Here is a 22,447-nt window from a genome sequence, read left to right on the forward strand (position 1 = left end):
GACATATCCTTTAGAAAATGATACATATTTATCTCAATCCACTTTAGTGTAATGAATACACTAACCATATACTGATTATCTAAAAAAAGCGAAATGATGTATATTCGGATTGTAAAGGGAAAAAAATCATGGGAAGACACACCGTTTATAGCCTATTGATCCTATTCCTTTTTTTGGGTTGTCAATCAGTAAGCCAAAAAAAGAAGCGGATCATCGCTTTTTCGCAATGCATTGGGAACGATGCCTGGAGGCAGACTATGCTCGAGGAAATGAAACGCGAACTCTCTTTTAATCCCGACATTGAATTCTTATACCGGGATGCCCATGGCAATAATGCACTGCAAATTGACCAGATACGCGAACTTGCCAAAGCAGATATAGACTTGTTGATCGTTTCACCCAATGAGGCCGAGCCGCTTACTCCCATCGTTGATTCCATATACCAGCTTCATATCCCTGTGATCGTAACCGACCGCAAAACCTCCTCGGGTCAATATAATGCATACGTAGGGGCAGACAACCTGGCCATTGGTAAACTTGCAGGTCAATATAGTCAAACTGTCCTTCCAGGCAAAGGCAAAGTCGGATTAGTGACCGGACTATCGGGGACATCGGCTTCCATCGAGCGCGAAAAGGGTTTTAAACAAAGTATTTTGGCAGCATCTGGCATGCAAATAAGCAGTATTATCCACGGGGGATGGGAAAAAAATACTGCCTATGCCGAAACGCGAAAGCACATCAGTCAGATGGCGCAATGCGATGTCATTTTTACTTTCAATGACCAAATGGCCATGGGCGTAAAAAAAGCCCTGGACGAAGCGCAGTCCAAAAAAGATATTAAAATCATCGGTGTAGATGCGCTGCCCGGACCAGGCAATGGTTTGGAACAGATTATGCAAGGCCATATGTATGCTTCCATGCTGTACCCCACAGGCGGCACTGAAGCAATCCGAATAGCGCTAGCGATTATCAACAATCAGCCTTATAAACGCGAGAACATCCTTGCTACCTCCGTTATTGACAAAACAAATGCAGAACTACTCGCACTGCAATCCCATAAGATCCAACAGCAACAAATAGATATCGACAAAAGACAGGAATTTATTACCGAACAGAACCGTATTTATCAGAATCAAAAGTCTGTACTCAATGTCCTTGTTGTCAGTCTGGTGCTCGCAGTCGTTTTTGGCGGTGTTTCAGTCATTGTCATCAAAAGCAATTGGGAGAAGAACAAACATCTCGAAATCAAAAATGGCGAAATCTTGTCCCAGCAGCAACAAATCGTTGAGATGAACAGTCAGATTCAGCAGGCAGCGGAAATTAAAAACAATTTTTTTACCAACATCTCCCACGAGTTCAAAACTCCCCTCACCCTTATCCTGGCGCCGATAGAGGATCTCGAAACACGGAAGGATCTTGCCGACGATATCAAAGATCAATTGTCACGTGTCAAACGAAGTGCGAAAAAATTGCAACGCCTGGTAAGCGATCTCATCGATATCCATCGCATCAGCAAAGCAAAGATCAAGCTTCAAGTTTCAGCAGTACAGATTGACCCTTTTATACAACAGGTAATCAACAGCTTCAAGCCGCTGCTCAAAAAAAACAGAATATCCGTCAGCTACGTTAACAAAAGTATATTAAAAGAAGTATGGATTGACGAATACCTGATGGAACAGGTGCTATCCAACCTCCTTTCCAATGCCATAAAACATACCGCAGCCAGTGGAAGAATTGAAATCTCATTGGAAGAAAATAGCTTCAAAGATTACTTCTACTTACGCGTATTGGACAATGGTTTAGGAATTGCTCCTATTGATATAGAGCATATTTTTGATCCTTTCTATCAAGGGACCGGTAGCAGGAATGGCTCTGGGATTGGTCTTGCTTACGCCAAACAGATTGTCGAGCTACATCATGGCCAGATCACGGCCAGCAGCAAATTAGGCCATGGTTCGATCTTTACACTACGGATGCCCATCGGCAATGCTCATTACGAGCAGGAAGAGCTCCTGAAAGATGAATCTGGCATAAAGCCCGTATTCAAGCAGCAAGAACATCTGGAGCCTGAGGTCAAGTCCCCCGAAAAGAATCTTTCCTTTCATTCTGATAAATCAAAAAGCATTCTGATTGTCGAAGATAATGATGAAATCAGAGACTACCTCAGATCTATCTTAGAAAGCAACTACAATTTATTGTTGGCCAGAGATTCGCGTCAAGCCAATAATTTTATGAAAACGCACTTCCCCGATTTGGTACTCACCGATATTATGCTACCTGACGGCAGCGGCCTAGATATCCTCAAAGATGTTAAAACCTTCTATCAGACCGCTCATATTCCAGTCATTCTGTTGAGTGCACTTGCCAACGAAGAGACTATCCTTGAGGGAAGCCTTTTAAAAGCAGATGACTATATTACCAAACCATTCAATGCAGCCCTCCTTAAGGTGCGGATTGCCAATATCCTACAATCGAGGCATCAGCTGAAAGAAAAATATAGCAGCACTGTGGAGCAATTTGATACTTCACAGTCTGATAGCATTAACGAGAGCGACAGACGCTTTCTCAATAGTTTTTCGACGATTGTTGAATCAAAGCTGGCTGATTCAAGGCTGAGCGTCGACGATATTGCCAGCGAACTTCACTTATCGCGCGTGCAGCTCTATCGAAAGGTTAAACAGTTGCTCGACTGTAGCATCAGCGAATATATTGTAGAAAGGAGGCTCAAAAAAGCCAAAAGCCTGATGGCAGATGGCCTCCATATCAATGAGATTTTCAGCAGTGTCGGTTTTTCATCGGCTTCCTATTTTGCTTCAGCATTTAAAAAGAGATATGGACAGTCGCCAAGCACTTTTAAAAAAGAGCTGGACCGAAAATAATAGCAACAAATGCCGTAAACTAAAAAAAATAGGATCGGCAGCAGCTTCGAAAGACCTAGGTATCGGGAGATTCGCGTTTATCCAGAACGGTTTTCATTATGAAATGAAGTTAAAGACCACAGATCAGCGCTTTTATGGAATCGATTGTTTAATCCCTATAAAATGGAATTTATGTTGCTTACCTTCGTCAGAATCTTTGTGAAAAGACTTTTATGATTTCCTAGTGCGCCTCCGATGGGCTTTGGCCGCTAAAGGCCGAATACTTGCATACAAATTTTTATAATTAACAATGGACTGTTCGACCTGTCGTATCGCACAGAGTAATTCTCCAAATCTATCTTCCAGTTCCTCTTTGCGTTTGAGCCATTCCTGTGGGTCAGTCTCTCCTTCAAGCAACCTATCGATACATTCTATCAGCAATTTATGCTGCTTTTTATCTATTCCGGTAGCCAAATTTTCTTTTTATTTAAACAAGATAGACATCTGGGGCAAGAAAACCCAGGATGCCTCATCCTGTGACATGATCTAAAATGAATAGCGCAAGCCGAGCTGTACCTGGGCCCGCGAATTAAAATAATCAATACTATACGGGGTTCCGGGGTTCCGGAATTCAAATACAGGCCAATTTCCCTCATTCTGCTGTGGTGAAAAAAGCGTCGGTGTCAATCCCACCGAACTGGTGGAATTGAATGTATTCGGCGAAAAGTACTGTACTCCCCATTTTCTGGAAAGTAAGTTGGTCAGATTCATCACGTCAGCCGAAAATGTCAGGGTGTGTCGCTTGTAGCCGAACGGTCACATCGCCTTGCTTCACATTGACGTATAACTCCTTACGCTGATATCCTAGCGAGGTAAAAACCAGTACTCCATTTTGTCCGGAAATTCCGATAGCGAAATTTCCATTTGCATCCGTTGACGTCGAATTCCTGGTATCCTTGACACTCACCGAAATTCCAGCCAAAGCCTGTCCTGTACTTCCGTCCAGTACCCGCCCACGGATCGTAGTGGTCTGAATCCAACGTTTCGTCTTTTTTTCATTACTTGGTTTCATAACACGCATGACTTGATGAAAATTCATACTTTTGTCTTGTAGTTATAGTAAATGTTAAAAATTGACGACACACGCTCCCTTCCACCAGCGTTGTACAGTCAAAAGGTTCATTGGCATAAGCGTTGACATTGAAGGTGGTTCCCAGCACCTGGATTACCTGTTTATCGGTCTCCACAAAAAATGGTACACGTTCCTTATTTTCGTTACTGATTTTGGCTATTTCGAAGTACACTTCACCGGTCATTTTTACCCGACGTTCTTTTTTTTCAAATTCCACAGGGTAGGTCAATGAAGAAGCCGCATTGAGCCAGGCCTTGCTTCCATCGGGCAATGTGACACGGTATTGTCCGCCATTGGGTGTGCTAATACTATTATAAGATTGCGGGGATGCATTCCTATTTGAAGCGGCATAGACAATTTCACCCTCCGCTGTCTTTTGGACCTTCACGCCGCCTTGATCCACAATGTTTCCATTGGCTGCATCTGACAAAGAGATCGTGGATCCATCCGCCAATTTCAAGATGGCTTTTTCACTTCCGGGGACGATTTCCTTTTTTAAGTCAGCAATCTGATTTTCTTTAAAATCATCGCGTTGCATTAGCGACCAAATCAATCCGGCCAACATAGCGAATAGAAGTGCCGCCGCAACATATCGTATTGTTCTCTTTCCAATAGCAACAATCTTTGATTTTATCGGAGGCTGTGTTTCTTCTGCTTGGACCATGGGTTGTACGGGTCCTATTCTTTCCTTCAACCGCAGCTGCCATTCGGAAATCTTCGCTGCATCGATAGGTTCGACTTCTTCGGGCCGATCCCATATAAATGTTGTTTCTGTCTCCATCAGCCGATGAAGAACAGCAGTATGATCAGGATCTGCGAGAAAATCCGCAACAAGTTTCTTCTCTGCTCGTGTACATTTTCCCTGAAGATACCGCTTCAACAGCTCATTTGTAATCATTTGTTCGCCCATTATTTGCTCCTTCATTACTGTAGGCGCAGAAATAACTGCCTACCACCTACCGTGATCAATAAAAAAAGAGCGAAAATCACAACAAACTGATAATCAACAAAAAAAACTCACTACACAAGCTGATTAAGGAGGAGGATAACAATCGGCAAGATGCCTTTTCGAAAATGTTTGAGTGCGGAGGAAATATAATTTTCGATCGTATTGATGGAAAGATTGGTCTTCTGTGCTATTTCTTTGTAGCTGAAGCCACCTTCCCGACTGAGTACAAAGACTTCTTTGCGCTGCGGGCTGAGTTCTGCGAGAAGCTGTTTATACTGATCTTCTCCTTCCCGGCAAATAATGGCATAATCAGCCATGTGCTGTTCGACAACATCATCTTCAGCATATTGTTCAATTGTCGAAACAATATGCTGACTTTGCTTCCGCATGTGACTGATGACAGCATTGCGGGCAGCACGGTGCAGATAAGCCGATACGTTTACGGGGATTTCGAGCTGCTGCCGTTTCTTCCAGAGCCAGAACAAAACATCGAGTGCAATTTCTTCTGCTAGAAAAGTATCGTTTAGATAATACTTACAGACAGCATAAAGCTTGGGCGAGTAACGGGCCACCAATTCATTATAAGCTTTCAGGTCTTCATAAAGACAACAGCTTTCCAATAATTCACGATCTGATGCGCTATGATAATTCACCCCTGGTTAATAATTTCAATCGTATATAATGCTATATCTGTCCATGTCTGTCTTCAGGAGCGAGTCGTCCCCAAGAATCTTTTCATCCACCCGAAGTTGGCTCATCTCTGTTATGGAGCTGATCGACAGGTGTACATATTCCATGACTAAATTCATAAAGAAATATGTGGGTAGTGTTTGTTTAGTATTATGTTTCTGTTAAGTCAAATGCTCCCCCATTTTACTACTGAACATATCCATTCGCTGGGTCATCATCCGGCTCAGTGGCGATCTTTAACTGCTTGCTTTAGATCGTCGAATACACTTATTTTCATCCTTCTTTTGGTTCTTCTATGTATATTAATGCTTTTGTTAATGGACTATTAATGGTATCCGTTGATATTGGGAGTTACAAACAATATAAATCTTTATGCTAGTTAAAACGCTCAAACTTTATGTGCTCGGCATGCTATTGCTACCAACAAACATGTTATTGGCTCAAAAGCAATACGATTCCTACAAGGGTCTGGTCATGGCCGGTTACCAAGGCTGGTTTAATAGTCCACGAGACGGTGCTGACCGCGGGTGGTACCATTATCGGGGAAAAAATGGTTTTCAGCCCGGATCAACGAATATCGACTTTTGGCCTGATGTTAGCGCCTACCAGAAGACCTACGACAGTCCCTTTATGACCAAGGCGGGCAAACCCGCAAAATTGTACAGCGCTCATGATTATTCTTCCGTCAATCTTCATTTTAAATGGATGAAGCAGTATGGTATTGACGGGGTTTTTATGCAACGTTTTGTTGGCGAAATCGCCAATCCAAGTGGGTTAAATCATTTCAACAAGGTGCTGCAATCTGCAATTGAGTCGGCCAATGAATCGGACCGCGCAGTCTGTATCATGTATGATCTCAGTGGCATCAAGGACGGTGACGAGAAGATTCTCATGGATGATGTGGCTGCACTGGAGAAGAAATGGGAATTAAAACGACGCAGTAAAGCGCATACCTACCTGTTCCATCAAGGCAAACCACTGATTGCCGTGTGGGGCGTAGGTTTCAACGATGGCCGCAAGTATAACCTCAAAACAGCCGAACGCATTGTCAATTACCTCAAACAAAATGGCTATAGTGTGCTATTGGGTGTTCCGAGCTACTGGCGCGAACTTCGCCAGGACACCGAATCTGATCCCTTCTTACACAGCTTGATCAAAAAGTCCGACATCATTATGCCCTGGTTTGTCGGCCGTTATAATCAAGCCGGATTTGACCAGTTCAAACCTTTGATTCGAGCCGACATGGACTGGTGCAAAAAAAACAAGGTAGACTATGTTCCGCTCTGCTTTCCGGGTTTTTCATGGACCAATATGACCGGAAGTTCTCGCGCCTTTGTACCACGTGACTCGGGCAACTTTTATTGGAAACAGCTACAGCACAATCTTTCTATTGGTGCCGAAATGCTCTATATTGCCATGTTTGACGAGGTCGATGAAGGTACGGCCATATTCAAAACCCTGCATCAAAAAGATGTTCCGCTCAATGGAGAAGGTTCATTTATCGGAATTGAAGATAATTTACCCAATGATCATTATCTTTGGTTAACGGGACAAGCTGGCAAATACCTGAAGGCTAAAACCGCAGCACCCGTTACGCAACCAAAAAGAAACTAAAAGATGATTATAAAATTTATAAGCAGTACGCTCCTGGCACTCCTATGCTTTACCCAAAGTCAGGCACAACAACAGAAAAACAATACCACAGCTGCCAGTCAACGGCAACAAAAGATAGATCAATTCTGGACCGACCGAGCGCAGATTAAACCCTTGGAAAAACTTTCCGTAGCGCCCTTAAGCCTGCTGTATACGCGTCCGGCGAAGGTCTGGGAGGAAGCACTGCCCCTGGGTAACGGACAGCTTGGCGCCATGGTCTTTGGAGGAATTGCCGATGAGCGTATCCAATTTAACGAAAGTACATTATGGGCCGGTGCGCCTCAGGATCCCAATAACCCAAAAGGAAAAACCTACCTTCCACGTATCCAACAATTGCTCTTTGAAGGAAAAAACAAGGAAGCCGTCGAACTGGCTGATAGCACGCTGATGGGCACTCCAAAAAGGATTAAGCCCTATCAATCGCTAGGTGAATTGTGGCTCGATATGCCGCATCTCCACGTTGAACACTATCAACGTTCTTTGAACATGGAGACCGCCATACAGCAGAGCAGTTACCAATATAAAGGCATAAAATACACGCGTGAATCCTTTATTTCAGCACCAGCCAATGCCATGGTCATTCGGTATAGTGCCAACAAAAAGCAGGCACTGGACCTGAACTTCAGCTGGAAGCGTGCCCAGGATTTCACTTGTCTTACGGATCCAAAAGATCCCAGCCAATTGCTGCTTCAAGGCCAGATCGGGCAGTCAAGCAGCGAAGGCGAGAAGGGTACCAAATTTTCCGCTATTGCAAAAGTTTTTCTTAAAGGCGGCAGGCTGACCAACACGGCTGGCCGGATAACTATTACTGGCGCGGATGAGATCATACTACTGATCACTGCAGCAACAGATTATCCGGGTTTAAAGCAGATCAGCTATTCCGCAAAACAAGCTGGCATAGATCCGTTGGTAAGCTGTCGTGAGACAATTCACGCATTGGCAAAATCGGATTATCAACAGTTAAAGCAAGCGCATATTGCGGATTACCAGCATTTTTTCAAACGTGTACAGTTAGATCTCGCTGATGCAGAGCAGCAAAAATGGGAGCAGGTTGCCACGGATTCACTGATTAAGCTTACACGTGGACAAAAGCAGATTCCAAGCGCACTCATCAGCAAGTTTTTCCAGTATGGCCGCTACCTGTTGATCAGCAGCTCGCGCCCAGGGCATATGCCGGCAAACCTGCAAGGTCTATGGGCCTGGCAGATGGACCCGCCCTGGAATGCCGATTTTCATACCAACATCAATTTGCAGATGAATTATTGGCCTGCTGAACTAACCAATCTGTCCGAATTGCATCAGCCCCTCTTTGACCTCACTTCAGCCCTGATTCCCTTTGGTAAACGCACAGCACGCACCATTTATGGGGCCCGGGGCTGGGTAGTGCACCACCTTACTGATGCCTGGGGCTATACCGCTCCGGCGGATGGCGTACAGGGGATTTGGCCCATGGGCTCAGCATGGCTAGCGCAACATCCCTGGGAACATTACAGTTATACTGGCGACCGTCAGTTTCTGAAAGAACAGGCTTATCCCATTATGAAAGGCGCCGCCCGCTTTATATTGGATTTCATGATACAGATTCCTTCTGATAAACCGTTTGCGGGATACTGGACAACCAATCCTTCCCATTCTCCCGAAAACAGTTTTATCTTACCTTCAGGTGAGGTTTCCAGTTTTACATATGGTGCTACGATGGATACGCAGATTATCCGCGATCTTCTACAAAACTATATTGAAGCATCGACCTTGCTCGACAACGATCCAGACTTTAGGCAAGAATGCCAGGCTGCCCTACAAAAACTGATTCCTACGCAGATCAGCAAAGAGACCGGACGGATTATGGAATGGATCGAAGATTATCAGGAAACGGAAGTGAATCACAGACATACCTCACATCTTTTTGGGCTACACCCGAGCAATCAGATCTCCGTTGCCAATACACCCGATCTAGCCGAAGCAGCAAAGAAGACTCTGCTGAGCCGGGGTGATCATGGCACCGGCTGGAGCCTGGCCTGGAAAATCAATATGTGGAACCGCCTGCATGACGGTGAACATTCCTACAAGTTGCTTTACAATCTTATCAGTGAAAAGACCTTACCCAATTTATTTGACAATCATCCACCTTTTCAGATTGACGGCAATTTTGGTGCTACAGCTGCCATCGCCGAAATGCTCCTACAGAGTCAGGTACGCGATAAAAACAACAATTATTTAATCGAATTGTTACCCGCTTTAAGCAAACATATAAATAAAGGCAGTATCACTGGGTTGAAAGCACGCGGCAATATCAGTGTCAATATCCAGTGGAGCAATGGTGTACTTGAACATGCCGAACTTATCCCAAGCAAAAATGGACCGATCTGTATCAGTTATGCAGGTAAGCAGATCCAAGTGGAAGGAATCAAAGGAAAATCTATCCACATTACATCTCAGATGTTTTAGCTTGAGCAAGCTTTATATGCAACAAAAATGAGCTAAGGAAAAACTTAACGAAAAAGGTCCTTTGGTCAATTGACCAAAGGACCTTTTATTAAGTAACAGCGCTATCAGTAATATAATAGCCATAAACCAGCGTATCAGCTACCGACAAACAAAAAGAAAAAGAGCGATTTTAATTTGCCCAGTTTTTGTTCGCTTTGTCGCCCAAAATGAACTCAAGTGTACCGCCATTTAGGATATCTGCATGCTTTAGCTCTGTGCTATTCAATGGTTTTCCATTCAGCGTAGCTGATTGGATATACTTATTTTTTGCTGAAGCGTTTTTTCCGATAATGACAAAAGATTTTCCATTTGGCAGGCTTAGCGTTGTTTTCCGGAAAAATGGTGACCCAATGCTATAGGATGCCAGTCCCGGTGTAACGGGATAAAACCCCATCTGCGAAAAAACCACAAAGGACGACATACCACCGCCATCTTCATCTCCCGGTACCCCCATGAGGTCATTTCTAAACCACTCGCCGATCAGTTTATGGATGCGTTTTTGTGTCATCCAGGGTTGTCCAGCGTAATTATAGAGGTACGGAATATGGAGGGCGGGCTCATTGGCCATCGAAAACTGACCAACATTTCCTGTATGATCTGGCAGTTGCGCATAAAAATCAAATTTGGAACGTCCTAATGGCTGTTGAAACATTTCATCCAAATATTGGACAAACAGCTGGTTGCCACCCATCAATTTAATCAGATCCGGGATATTGTGCTGTACATCCCAACGGTAGATCCAGGCATTATTTTCACCATAATACTCCCGGGCTCCCTGTCCTCCGGCGAAAACATAGTCAAAAGGCATGATAAAATTACCTTTTTCATCTTTGGGGTGGAAAAATTTAGTCTGTTCGTTGAACAGATTTCGGTAATTGAAAGACTGCTTCATAAATAGCTCATAATCCGCTTTTATACCCAATTCGTTCGCCAGTTGCGCAAGACACCACAGGTCATAAGAAGTACCAAGGGTAACCGCTACCGGCTGACGTCTCTCAAAACCATGTACCTCGGGATAAATCTCCTTTTCACCTGGGTACAAAGCTGGGATATATCCCTTTTCTTTAAAAAAGTCATCCATTTTTCCCGCCGGCTTATCCGACCATGGCGCTAAGGTTTTTTCCGTGATCGCTCCTTTTGCGGCGAGATATGCTTTCTGTATATCAAAACCACGAATTCCCTTGCGATAGGCATCCAACAAAGTTGCTACACCGTGGTTGGAGTTCATCCTTCTACTATCCCCGGTGATTTCCGGAAAAGTGGGTAACCAAGGTTTGTCCATCTGCTCTGACATCCGCACAAAAGAATTGAGAATATCCGACTCCGCAGCGGGGTTCAGCAAAACGCGTAAAGGATGGTGCGCGCGGTACGAATCCCAGATCCAATCGTCCGTAAAAAATGGTTTACCTTCGTCCGAATGCACCTTGCCATCAAATGCGCTAAAATAACGACCACCTTCGGAAATATTAACCGGGCGCTCATAAGTGCGGTACAAAGAGGTATAAAAGACATTTTTATCCGATTCGCTCTCACCTTCGACAGCGATCTTTCCAAGTGCTTGATTCCAGATTTTACGGCCATTTTCCGCTAATTTCTCTTGATCAAAATCAGCAATCTCCCGGTTTAGATTAACCTTAGCCTGTGCGGCATCGATAAAGGAAACACCGTACTTCATCTTTAAACCGGCCCCCGCCTTATCAAATTGCAAGATCAGACAGGCATTTCTGCCTTTTGCACCTGTACCTTTTTCCAGCTGTTTTCCCTGGAGCTTACTCACCACACTCGGCTTGATCTCGGGAACGGCATAGATATATACACGTGTGCCGTTACCAATTTCCTGACTGCCCGAAAGGGCTTGTCCATCCCAATTCAATTCCCCGTCACGCGAATTGAATTGCAGGTATTTTGCCGCTGCGCCTGGAAAAGTAAACGTGTACATACCCGACTGATGCGACAACACATAATCTACTTTAATATCTTCCTGATCTAACACAACAGCATAGCGATAAGGCTTAATCTCTTCCTGATCATAACTGTACAACTGCACAGGTTTAAGTTCCTTGGGCAACTGTAGCATTGGACTCAGATTAAAAGCTGACGATCCACGGTGGCTTGTAACAATAAGTGGAAGACCATAGAGACGGTCCGAGGTAAAATCCCCTCTTTCGGGATAGACCCTCAAGATACTGTTCGGCAGGTGAACAGTCGGATAAGTGGGCACCAATAAATGACTGATATTACCCATATATGGATTCACATAATCCACAAAGTCTTTCGGCTTTTGGGATTGGGAAAAACCTTTTAGCAAAAAGATAGACAAAAAAGAGAAACAACAGACTGTCCGTAGAAAGGTTTTATGTTTCAGATTGATATTCTTGTTTAGCATTCTAAATTATTAAGTGATTAATGGTTTAAGGGCAAAACATTTGTTTCGCCCTTAAAGTTAATTTTTTTTGACCACATTTATTGTCTTAGCTTACATTATTTGGGCCCTGTTAAAAGTCCGGTCTGCTTTACTTTTTTAATGCTACCATCAGCATTATACTCCAGGCGGTCTACGCAGATCGAACGCAACCAATCATTGAACTCGCCGTTTTTTTGTGAAAGTTCACTATTATGATAAAAGGCATACCATTTGCCTTTAAACTTAACGATCGAGCCATGGTTGGTATAGCTGTTTGTCGGCTCCATATAAATCCCCATCGATTTCCAAGGTCCCAGCGGACTATCGCCAATCGCATACCGCATGCGGTTGTCACCTTTAACACCATCTTTTTGGTTATCATCGTGGTTGTCGGAATAGGAAAGATAATATTTCCCCTTATACTTATGTACCCATGAAGCTTCATGGAAGTCTTCCAGTCCTTCCATCTTTTGCAGCTGACCATCCACTTCCATCATGTTATCTTTGAGCTTGCCCGCTTTGCACACACCGCCCCCACCTTGATAGAAATATGCCTGGCCGTCGTCATCAATGAATACATGTGGATCAATTAAGGCATCTGCTCCGGTCACATACCCCTGGACGACAAAATCTTTTGCGGGCGACTTGCTGGTGGCAACCCCAATCTTCCAGGTTTTGTTCCATTCGGTACCACTGGGATGCGGGAAATAAAAATAGTAGGTCCCATTGCGAAAAACACAGTCCGGAGCCCACATAAACCCGCCCTCTTTCCTACCCCAAGGTACTTGCGACGCACGTAATATTTCACCATGATCGGTCCAGGTCTTCATATCGGCAGTTGAAAAAACGTGGTATTGATCCATCAGATCACAACCCTGTGGTGGGGCAATATCATGGGATGCATAAACATACAGGCGACCATCCGCCCATACCCGTGCGGAAGGATCTGCGGTATACATATGCTTGATAAATGGATTCTCCTGCGCCTTCAGATTTTCGGTAAAAAGTAATGACATGCCCAATAAGCATCTGGAACCGGCTTTGATTAATTTATTCATCTTCATATTATTTTGTTCACTAATTGTTTTATCATGAAATCATTCCTGCTGAAACAGCCTGTTTAATAGCAATTTTGATCGGCTATCCGCGTTGATCTCTTATCAAGTAAACGCTCCTCCTCACGGAGGAACTTTACCTGGATATCGCAGCGATGATCATCAGCTGCTATTAAGGGACCTTGATCACTTCGATCTCCGAGTAGTTAAATTTCTCGTACGTGTCACGAACTTTTGCCCCCATTCTGACATAATAGGTGTATCCCGATTTAAGTGGCAGGCCGTTGATGGTATATGTTTCGTTACCTTCTCCAGTCTGCATATCGCCGATCTCGGACCAGTTTTTATTGATCAATGTCCGGTATTCATCTTTGTAATAAGCATCAATCCGATTTCCCACGCCACAGTAAGGTGTCAAACTCAGGAATGGGCGTACTTCGATGACCTGCGGCAACCCAGCCGTAACCGGAGCCGTCAGTGAGCAGGATACATCCAATTTATTTTCAGCTTTCAAGGTCCATTTCACATTTTTAATCTGTAAGTAAGGTGTCACCTCAAAATTCTGTTCGGCAGAGGCCCCCAATTGAAAGCCTTCGATTTTTTCAGCAGGCCAAAAGGCTCCACCATAGGGCTGCAGCGTGTAGGTAGCCTGAAAAAGTTTGCTGTTGCTGTATGAGCCATCTTGCCTGACAGCAAGATCCTGTGGCGCTGGATTGTCGCTCCAGCTGGTTTCCAGCAGGCGGATACTAAATTCACCCTGCCCCGTCAATAAAGGTTTCTTGGTCACCTTATCGATCACCTGACCCTGCATGCTAGCATTGGGGCCATCGTAGTTATCTGTTTTTGCACAGGCATTTAAAAAAAATAGGCCTGCCAAAGCTGTATATAAAAATAACGTTCTCATTGTCGTTCATTTAATAAATAGGGTTCTGCGGATATAGATTGGGATTTTTATTCAATTCCCCGCCCGGAATAGGTTCATAATACCATTTTTTCTCAAAGTTGAAGGTTTTGTTCCAAGGCTCCTTTTCACGGATAAAGATAAAGGAGTTGATGCGTTCACCATTGGGTGCATACTTCAGTTCATCCAGTACAAGGTAAGGCATGAGTGAATTGGGCACAAAGTTGTTGAGCTCCACATCGGCGATACGCCACCTACGGATATCCCACCAATGGTGATTTTCAAAACAAAGTTCACGCTCTCGTTCCTCACGGATAAACTGTAGATTACCGTCCAGAGGATATCCATATTTGCCCGATAGGTTAGCCGCAGCACTATTGTAGCGATAAGGCTTTGCTCCGGCACGGTCCCGAATTTGGGTGATATACTGAAAAGCTTCCTGTTTGAGTGTTTCATCGTTTTTGATCAGACCTAGTTCGTAGGCAGCTTCGGCCTTGTTCAGCATGATTTCAGCCAGCCGGAATATTTTCCAGGGCTGCGTACTGTTGTATAGCTTAACATCCTTGGTTGACATTTTATAATTGATGTATTTACGAATATAAAAGCCTGTGCGGGTGTTGTTGGCATGCCCATCTTTCCACATACCGTGCTCACCCGTGATATTGATCTTAGTACCGTTGTAATCGTACAGGCTATTTTTGGGTCCGGCGAGGATCCGGTTTGACTCGCTGTTGATCGCTGCGGTTCCCGAGCCCATCTGTGCATCGGCGGCCTTTCCCGGAAAAGTTTTATAGAGTCCACGCTGGATGTCAAAAGCACGGCGCTCGGCCCCCTCGCGCAATTCCATTCCCGAAAAGTAAAAAGTAGCCCGCTGCCGTGGTTCGAGCTCCGAATAAAGTTGTTTCCTGTCAGAGTAACGAATGGGTTTACCGGTCGCATCCGTGATGGGCAGCTCGCCAAAGAGTTCCACCATATTCAATACGGGGTATGCCGCAGACTCATTGTCACTCGAAAAAGTCGGATTGGGTAAATGCGTGGCATCATAGCTGTGCTTAAGTCGATTGTTGTGCGGTGCTGTGAGGCTGTATTCTTTGATAAGAATATCTTCGGGACTATCCAGATCCAAAAATAGGTTAACATAGTTGAGTTCCTTGTCCTGAGCGTTCTTATTGTACAAGCTATAAGGTCCGGTCAGCACAAGTGTTGCCGCGTCGTAGGCCTGTTTAAAAAACCATTCGGCTTCTTCCTTTTTGATACCGACCAGTTCCTTTTCTGTCGCATCTCCGGCCAGATTGCTATACCCACTGTATTTGGCAATACTGCCGGCATAGAGCATCGCGCGCGAACATAATGCCGCCGCAACATACTTGTTGGCTCGTCCCCGTTCACTCGTTGCGGCCATCAGTGTCATTGCCTGCTGCAAATCTTGATAAATAAAACGGTATACCTCCGATTCCTTGCTTCTTTTTACCTGCAACTGTTCTTTATCGCCTGTAGGATCCTGTACCTCGGTGATAATCGGTATCCCACCGTATCGCTTGACTAAGGCAAAGTAATAGAAAGCACGCAGAAAATAGGCTTCGCCCAAAATTTGGTTATATCCAGGCTCCGTATAATTGGCTTTATATTTGGGCAGACCCGCGATCAAGGTATTAACATTCCGTATACGGTCGTAAGGCCAGTATCCAAAGCCCTGAGCGCCCGCTACGCCCCAAAATTGCCCCGTCATCTCGCCGCTCATAGCAGCCAGTGTTTCCGAATTCTGCCAATAGTTATCCCATCTAAATCCACGTTCCGGATGATAAACAAAGTCTTCTATGGGTAAGTAGCTATACATTCCGGCCACGTATTTACGTGCACCAGCCTCATTTCCAAAAAGAGCATCCTCGCCCAGTACCCCAAGCGGATCCAGGTCCATTTTTTTACAGGATTGCATCCCCGAACACAGGAAAAGGCCAATTATTGCCATCGTGATTGATTTTTTCATGTTTTGTACGTTTTGAAATTAAAATTTAATGGATGCGCCCAGGTTATACGTTTTATTGATCGGGTATTTGTACACGTCAATGTCTCCAGATGATGAGCCGCCAGCAGATCCGGGATGCTCAGGATCGGTATATTTCAACCCTGTCCAGGTCAGCAAATTATACGCACTGGCATAGATCCTGAGGTTCTTGATTTTAAGTGTTTTGAGCCACTCCTTGGGTACGGAATACCCGAATTCCAATGTTTTCAACCGGAGGTACGATGCATTTTGTACCGCACGGGTTCCTTCGGCCATCGCTGAGCCTGTCGATGGGTAGTATCCCGGGATCCACTGTGTACTTGGGTTAAAAAGATCTGTTCCGGCTGTTGCTGGACGCCAACGATCCAAAAATTGCGTCAATGCGCCACCGTCAAACTGGAGCGGTCCGGCCAGCACCTCGCTATATTGGACGTATACTTTCGCGGCCCCCTGAAAGTTCATCGCCAGGTCAAAACCGCGCCATGAGCCGCCAATACTAAGCCCATAATTGATCAAAGGCATATTGTAAGTTGCAATGGGATGGTTATCCGCATCATTGATCAGCCCATCACCATTCCAGTCCTGATAATAGTAATCACCAGGGAGTGTACCACTGCTGACCATAGTCGGGTGACTATAGATCTGTTCATAGGACCCAAATTGGCCTGCATATTCTTTTCCCCACCAGATGTCTTTATAACGGTTGGAATTACGATTGCGCCAGTTATCGTATGAATTTCCGGCCTTGGATTCGACACGGTCCACAAACTGATTTTTTGTTGATGAAACCTGTGCATTCACAAAATACTGGAAATCATTTATTTTATTACGATGGGTCAAGGATAGTTCGTAACCAAAGGTCCGATCGCTTTCCAGATTTTCCTGCGGAAGATTTGCCCCTACTGTCCCCGGAATAAGATCCAGGCTCGTCGCCAATAATCCCGTACGGCTACGGTTAAAATAATCAAATACCATCCCTAGCTTTCCATTCCAGAGATCAAGATCCAAGCCCAGATCAGCTGTTTTGGAAGTATACCAAGTTAAGTTTGGATTGGGGATCGCTGTTGGCAATGCACCATTGACAAGATTACCGCCAAAAATCCAACCTGTTTCATTGGGTTCTAGTGCGTACCCCACGATAGTCGATGGATAATTTCCTGCCGAACGGTCATCTCCGAGCTTACCATAGGAAGCCCGGATTTTTAAGTTATTGATAAATTTGTAGTTGTCCTTAATAAACGACTCTTCGCTGATCCGCCAGCCCAAGGAAGCAGCAGGGAAAAATCCCCAGCGGGATTCTTTCGGAAACTTAGAGGACCCGTCGTAGCGAAAGCTGAATTCCGCTAGGTATTTGCCCGAGTAATCGTAATTGAATTTGCCCACAAGCCCCCTTGCGGTTCGCTCCCCAATCCCTTCCATATTGGCCAATTGGTTTTTGTCTTCCCCGGCAAAAAGGTATTCGGAATTGACCATAATCTCCCGTTGTGCGTAGAAGCTATCCCACTTATTATATTCTTCAACAAATAAAAGTAAGCCGGATACCTGGTGCTTATCTGCAAAACGACGGTTATAATTCAGGGAAAACTGCATTAAGGAATGTGTGTCCGGATAGGCACTTCGACGTACTGTTGTAGGCGCATTTTTTTCATGTGCATTATACTTTTCGGGTGTAATGATCTGGCCATTCCCATCGTAGACCGGTGGTGTATAGCTATAGAGAAAGTACGACTTTTTATAATCCGTATTATCACTGTATTTAAAATCGTAGTTATAGGTTGCCTTGGCATTCAATCCCTCCACAAAAGGTACTTTATAATCGAGCGCAATAATACCATTGAACTGTTTCCGCAGAAATTTGCGGTACCCCGTCTGTTTCGAGTCCGTCACAACAACCGGATTTTCATTATCTATCATCTCAAAATTGGGATAGAGCGGGTTATCGTTGACGTAAATGGGTACGATTGGACGCTGACGCCAGGCCTGCTTATAGACCGCCCAGATATCCGTGCGCGGCTGGTTTGTTTCATCTGCATAACCCCCGAGATCGAGCGAAGCCCGGAGGCGGTTGGTAATCTGCGCATCAATATTGGATCTAAAATTCCAGCGGTTGTAATTCAGGCTTTTACTTTTGTAGGCTCCCATCTGATCCATATGTCCCAAGTTGAAAAAGTAGTTCACTTTCTTACCACCACCATTGATGGACAAATTGTGCTGATACTGGGGTGATACTTTATCAAAAGCGGCATCGACATAATTGGATGTCTTTTTTGCACCGTTGCGGTATGCTTCGAAGTCCGTTTCGCCAAAGATATTGGGCATCTTAACCGGATAATTGCTATTAAAATCACGACCTATCTGTTCGTTTTTAAGCTGCATATAAGCCAGTGCATCCACTGTATTGGGGACATATAAAAACTTCTGCCAACCGCGATTGTAAGAATAATTTATTTCGAAGTTTCCATCTGCACTGCTCCCCCTTCGGGTGGTAACCAGGAGCACTCCATTTGCCGAACGTACCCCATATACCGCCGCCGAAGCATCTTTGAGCACCGATACACTTTCAATCTCATTGGCATCCATACGGGATAGGTAGTCTTTGTCACGGGGAATACCATCCACCACTATGAGTGGTTCGCCCATGCCACGGATATCGATATTCGATTCAAAGGATCCGGGCTGACTCGATTGTTGGCTGATACGTACGCCCGGAAGCTTTCCGGCAAGCATATTAACCACATTTTCATTTTTGGTGACCGCAATTTCCTTATTGTTGACCGAAGAAATAGCCCCGGTCAATGATGCTTTCTTTTGCGTACCATAGCCCACCACCACGACTTCTTCTAAGCTCGTATTGTCTTCGTTGAGCAGTACGTCCATCAGGCGTTGTTGTCCAACGATCATTTCAGTTTTCTGATACCCCACATAGGTAATCAGCAGCCTATCTCCGGGCAAAGCGTCGATCGTAAAGCGCCCTTTACTATCCGAGGAGGTTGTCTGCCCCGTCCTCAGATCGGTTATTGAGGCACCCGCAATCGGTTTATCGTTAAGAGTCTGCACCTTCCCCTCGATCTGTTGCTGCTGTGCGAGCGCAGCAAGTGGCGCCAGCAAGATCAGCGAAGACAAGGCCAACTGCCGGGGGTATTTGCTGAGTTTATGCCACAGTAGAGGCCTTTCATTAAAAATGAAGTTTGTTTTCATGAATTGTTTTAAATTGGTTTTAAATGCTATAAAGGTTTATTCGGTGCAATGGACATCACTATATTAAGCTGTCCATAACCACTACTCCCTCAGGAAGAATGTAAGTATTTTTTTCGCTTTCATTGGATTGGTTATTAAGTATGAAAGCGAATATATCGGAAGGGGTATAACAGAAGATTAACAGAATATTAACAAAGCGCAAAAAACCACCTTACAACCTATATATCAACCTGTTAAAATATTAATATTTTTATTCCAGACTGTCTTTGAAGCTCTTTGGATAAGCTTCACCATATAATCTCCGGTAGACCTGACAAAAATTATCATAACACTGCAGTGCCAGGCTGTGATAGCCGAGCTGGAGCAGTGAACGGCATTTATAAACCATTGCCTCGGCATTGATCTCGTCAAAATAAAATATTTTATTACAGATCTCGATAATCAGTTCAGCATTTTCGGTAACCTGCAGGTTTTCTATAAAGTTTCCAAGGGTCGTCAATACCTGTATGGACATCTCACTTTTAAAATGGTCGAGCCATTCGTAATCCACTTCAAAGAGGAAACCGCCTTTATCAATTATATGCAACAGTTCCCGGATTTCTGTTTCGGTAAAACTTTTCTTGTTCGAAACCAGTCTACTGAAACGCAGGTAGTCGATATATACTTCATCAAGAGGTTCGATACACCAATAACCACTCTTTTTTGTTACCTTAAAGTCTCCCAGCTGTTCCAGCAAGCTATTGAGTTTAGCAATATTGACGGACCTGTTGTTTCGTGCGCTCGACTGTGTTTTGTCTGACCAAAAGAGCTCGGTCAATTTTTCGGAACTGATCCCTCTTTCCCAGCGTACGGTATAGATAATGAAGATAAGCAGTAGCTCTTTCAACAAAGGTGAAAACTTTTTAGTGATTTCCTTACCGCCATCCAAGATCTGTATGTCGCCACCAAAGAGATAGATCCCTGCCGTATGCTGCGGCATTGTGTCTGCAGCGAATGCTTTCACCTTGTGCTGTTGATCACGATCTTGTTCCTGTTGCTGGATTGCCTGTTCCTGCTGCCCTTGAACAGCTATCTGAGAACCTACAGCCTTATCTACAGTTATTTGCGGAGCGGACAGTCTTGCCCTTGCTCGTTTTTTTTGATAAAGCCACCAACCGATCAGCAGGACAATAACGAACAAGCAAGCAGACAAAATATATCGTGATGTCAATGGATTTACCACAGTATTCATCCCCTGCCCTGCTGCCAAAGGTGGTCCCATCAGGGTATAAATCGATGCTTTTGTCAGATCGGTTTTATCATCATAGAATAGCGTAATGGCAACAAGGGATTTCGACTTTGCGGCATAATACAGATCAGCGAAAGAACGAATATCATGAAAATCAAAAGGAATCGGGTTTCCTAAAAATTGGGTTTCAGTTCCCCTTAATTCACCTTCTACCAATTGGAGCTGGCTTTTGAATTTATTATTGGGAAAGATCAATCCATAAAAGGTCTTTCGGCTATCATCAATAACCAGACTGTTTGCCCAGACCGTTTCAGCAAACCGGGCTGAAAATTCATGGATTTTAAGGGCCTTTCTTTGTTGAAAATCAAGTCGCAGAAAATCTGTTGACACACGGGGGCTCAGCATCTGGTCACCCGTGGAACTACCGTATCCTCCCGCCAGATAAACACCTTCTTTGCCCTGCCCCATTCCTGCCAGGTAATGCGGAAAGATCTCGTCACCGGTAAAAGGGATACTATCCCAGGACTGACTGGGAAGATGATAGCGCAACACACCCGATGTGTATTTAAAATGGCCGTAGCCACCGATCATGTAAATACTGGTATCCGAACGGCTGAAGAATTTATTGAACAACCAATAATGTGTACCCACAGCGGGGAAATCAAACTGTTTCGTCCAGGAACGCGTAGTTGAATCATAAGCCGAAACAATCTTCTGGTCGATGGAAATATTAAGAACCCTTTTCTGTATGGGATCAAATAAAGACTGGCTGCCATTGACAAGCAGGAGTTTCCCGTTGGCATATTCCTGCGTACGCAAATCTGTTCCACCGATCTTACCGATCACAATACGTTTGTTACCAACAAAAAATAAGGTCTCTTCAGTCTGGTCGAAGGCCACGCTTGCCTGTCCTTCCAAGGTAAATGCGGCCTGCTGCTTCCATTCGCTCCGTTGTTGTTTGATCCAGACGGGATTTATGGTTTCTGCCTTATTTTTCCGCAGGACATCTGAGCTATTGTTTCCTGCATATTCATTCAATGGCCAATGGAATTTTAATCGGCCGTTGTCTTCGATTTTGATATCTTTGAGCCGCATGGGGGGCACATCCATGGTCTGAAAGTTTTTGATGGCATTTGCACCGAATACAAGTTTGAACCGTGTACCGAAATTTTTATTCAATTTGTAACTGTACCGCTTCCCAGCACACACAAAATAGACTTGCTTTCTGTCCGCATCGAGTTCCAGACGCATAGGCGTCCAATTGTAATACAGCCTGGCGGGTGAAATATTAAAGGATACCGGTGTAAAATCCTCGCCAACCACCAGTTTGAAATGTTTATCCTGATCGGGACGCCGGTCGTACATCAAGTCAATATTGACACCATCTTCCGTGATCAGCCGAAAGATATAACCAAAATAATCCTGCTGAAAGGGTAAAAACGAAAGGTCAAATGCAACGGAAAGCCTGTGTTCAAATGAAAGAGGCTCCCGGGCACCGATCAATAGGCTCGTGCGCTTGTCAGCCTCTTGATTGTGGCTGGCAAATTCCAATCCATACTGTGCTGCTCCAATCCTGCAGATCAGTAAAAACAAAAAACACAGCAAAAGACGGTTCGATATTCCCTTCACAATTTAGATTTAGCCTGATCTCAAAAATATAAAATTTTAGAGAGAAACCGAACATTTATCCAACTATTAACAGCTCGTCAAAACAGCCTATTTTTCGATACCAACTATGACATATGTTGTTCTCCTTTGACCCCATACGCTATGCGGAATCCGTGGATGTTCTTGTTTTTCGCAACTATCGAATCAGGACAAACAGAGCATATCCGGCTTTCCACTGGAATAAAAAGTCTTTATTCTTCGAGCGCGTCGTTCACGATGAAA

At 44.4% G+C, this 22,447-nt stretch carries 15 protein-coding genes; 3 read left to right on the forward strand and 12 right to left on the reverse strand.

The window, feature by feature from the left end; translation table 11 throughout:
- The first annotated feature begins 128 nt into the window (after positions 1-128).
- Positions 129-2,879 carry a substrate-binding domain-containing protein gene (locus tag D7322_RS06410; protein ID WP_121122411.1) on the forward strand — a complete coding sequence of 917 codons (2,751 nt, stop codon included), beginning with the start codon at positions 129-131 and terminating at the stop codon, positions 2,877-2,879.
- 210 nt (positions 2,880-3,089) lie between these two features.
- Here D7322_RS06410 and D7322_RS06415 read toward each other — a convergent pair whose 3' ends face one another.
- The 6 genes from D7322_RS06415 to D7322_RS28400 form a co-directional block, all read right to left on the reverse strand.
- Positions 3,090-3,332, reverse strand: coding sequence for a hypothetical protein (locus D7322_RS06415; RefSeq protein WP_121122413.1), 243 nt, complete (start codon positions 3,330-3,332; stop codon positions 3,090-3,092).
- A gap of 72 nt (positions 3,333-3,404) precedes the next feature.
- A complete protein-coding gene (locus D7322_RS06420) occupies positions 3,405-3,629 on the reverse strand; it encodes a hypothetical protein (RefSeq protein WP_121122415.1) in 225 nt (74 codons plus the stop codon).
- A 4-nt stretch (positions 3,630-3,633) separates the two neighbouring features.
- Positions 3,634-3,930 (reverse strand): carboxypeptidase-like regulatory domain-containing protein, encoded by a 297-nt coding sequence (locus D7322_RS06425; RefSeq protein WP_183078620.1) that lies wholly within the window; start codon positions 3,928-3,930, stop codon positions 3,634-3,636.
- Positions 3,917-4,915 carry a FecR family protein gene (locus D7322_RS06430; RefSeq protein WP_121122419.1) on the reverse strand — a complete coding sequence of 333 codons (999 nt, stop codon included), beginning with the start codon at positions 4,913-4,915 and terminating at the stop codon, positions 3,917-3,919. Before D7322_RS06430 ends, D7322_RS06425 begins: the two co-directional genes overlap by 14 nt.
- Before the next feature lie 95 nt (positions 4,916-5,010).
- Positions 5,011-5,592, reverse strand: coding sequence for an RNA polymerase sigma-70 factor (locus D7322_RS06435; RefSeq protein ID WP_121122421.1), 582 nt, complete (start codon positions 5,590-5,592; stop codon positions 5,011-5,013).
- A 15-nt stretch (positions 5,593-5,607) separates the two neighbouring features.
- Positions 5,608-5,748, reverse strand: a complete 141-nt coding sequence (locus tag D7322_RS28400) for a hypothetical protein (RefSeq protein WP_183078621.1) — start codon at positions 5,746-5,748, stop codon at positions 5,608-5,610.
- A gap of 253 nt (positions 5,749-6,001) precedes the next feature.
- Here D7322_RS28400 and D7322_RS06440 point away from each other — a divergent pair, with 253 nt between their 5' ends.
- On the forward strand, positions 6,002-7,243 hold the full coding sequence (locus tag D7322_RS06440) for a glycoside hydrolase family 71/99-like protein (protein WP_121122423.1): 1,242 nt from the start codon (positions 6,002-6,004) through the stop codon (positions 7,241-7,243).
- A gap of 3 nt (positions 7,244-7,246) precedes the next feature.
- Positions 7,247-9,727 (forward strand): glycoside hydrolase family 95 protein, encoded by a 2,481-nt coding sequence (locus D7322_RS06445; RefSeq protein WP_121122425.1) that lies wholly within the window; start codon positions 7,247-7,249, stop codon positions 9,725-9,727.
- Between the two features lie 169 nt (positions 9,728-9,896).
- Here D7322_RS06445 and D7322_RS06450 read toward each other — a convergent pair whose 3' ends face one another.
- The 6 genes from D7322_RS06450 to D7322_RS06475 form a co-directional block, all read right to left on the reverse strand.
- A complete protein-coding gene (locus D7322_RS06450; RefSeq protein ID WP_121122427.1) occupies positions 9,897-12,152 on the reverse strand; it encodes a GH92 family glycosyl hydrolase in 2,256 nt (751 codons plus the stop codon).
- Between the two features lie 95 nt (positions 12,153-12,247).
- Positions 12,248-13,228, reverse strand: a complete 981-nt coding sequence (locus D7322_RS06455; RefSeq protein ID WP_220700025.1) for a family 43 glycosylhydrolase — start codon at positions 13,226-13,228, stop codon at positions 12,248-12,250.
- A 169-nt stretch (positions 13,229-13,397) separates the two neighbouring features.
- Positions 13,398-14,129, reverse strand: a complete 732-nt coding sequence (locus D7322_RS06460) for a DUF3823 domain-containing protein (RefSeq protein WP_121122429.1) — start codon at positions 14,127-14,129, stop codon at positions 13,398-13,400.
- Between the two features lie 10 nt (positions 14,130-14,139).
- The gene (locus tag D7322_RS06465; protein ID WP_121122431.1) at positions 14,140-16,113 is read right to left on the reverse strand and encodes a RagB/SusD family nutrient uptake outer membrane protein; all 1,974 of its coding nucleotides are present in this window, start codon (positions 16,111-16,113) and stop codon (positions 14,140-14,142) included.
- Positions 16,114-16,131: 18 nt separating this feature from the next.
- The gene (locus tag D7322_RS06470) at positions 16,132-19,329 is read right to left on the reverse strand and encodes a SusC/RagA family TonB-linked outer membrane protein (protein WP_121122433.1); all 3,198 of its coding nucleotides are present in this window, start codon (positions 19,327-19,329) and stop codon (positions 16,132-16,134) included.
- A 250-nt stretch (positions 19,330-19,579) separates the two neighbouring features.
- Positions 19,580-22,186 (reverse strand): hypothetical protein, encoded by a 2,607-nt coding sequence (locus D7322_RS06475; RefSeq protein WP_121122436.1) that lies wholly within the window; start codon positions 22,184-22,186, stop codon positions 19,580-19,582.
- Positions 22,187-22,447 lie beyond the last annotated feature (261 nt).

Source organism: Sphingobacterium puteale (assembly GCF_003627955.1).
Classification (GTDB): domain Bacteria; phylum Bacteroidota; class Bacteroidia; order Sphingobacteriales; family Sphingobacteriaceae; genus Sphingobacterium; species Sphingobacterium puteale.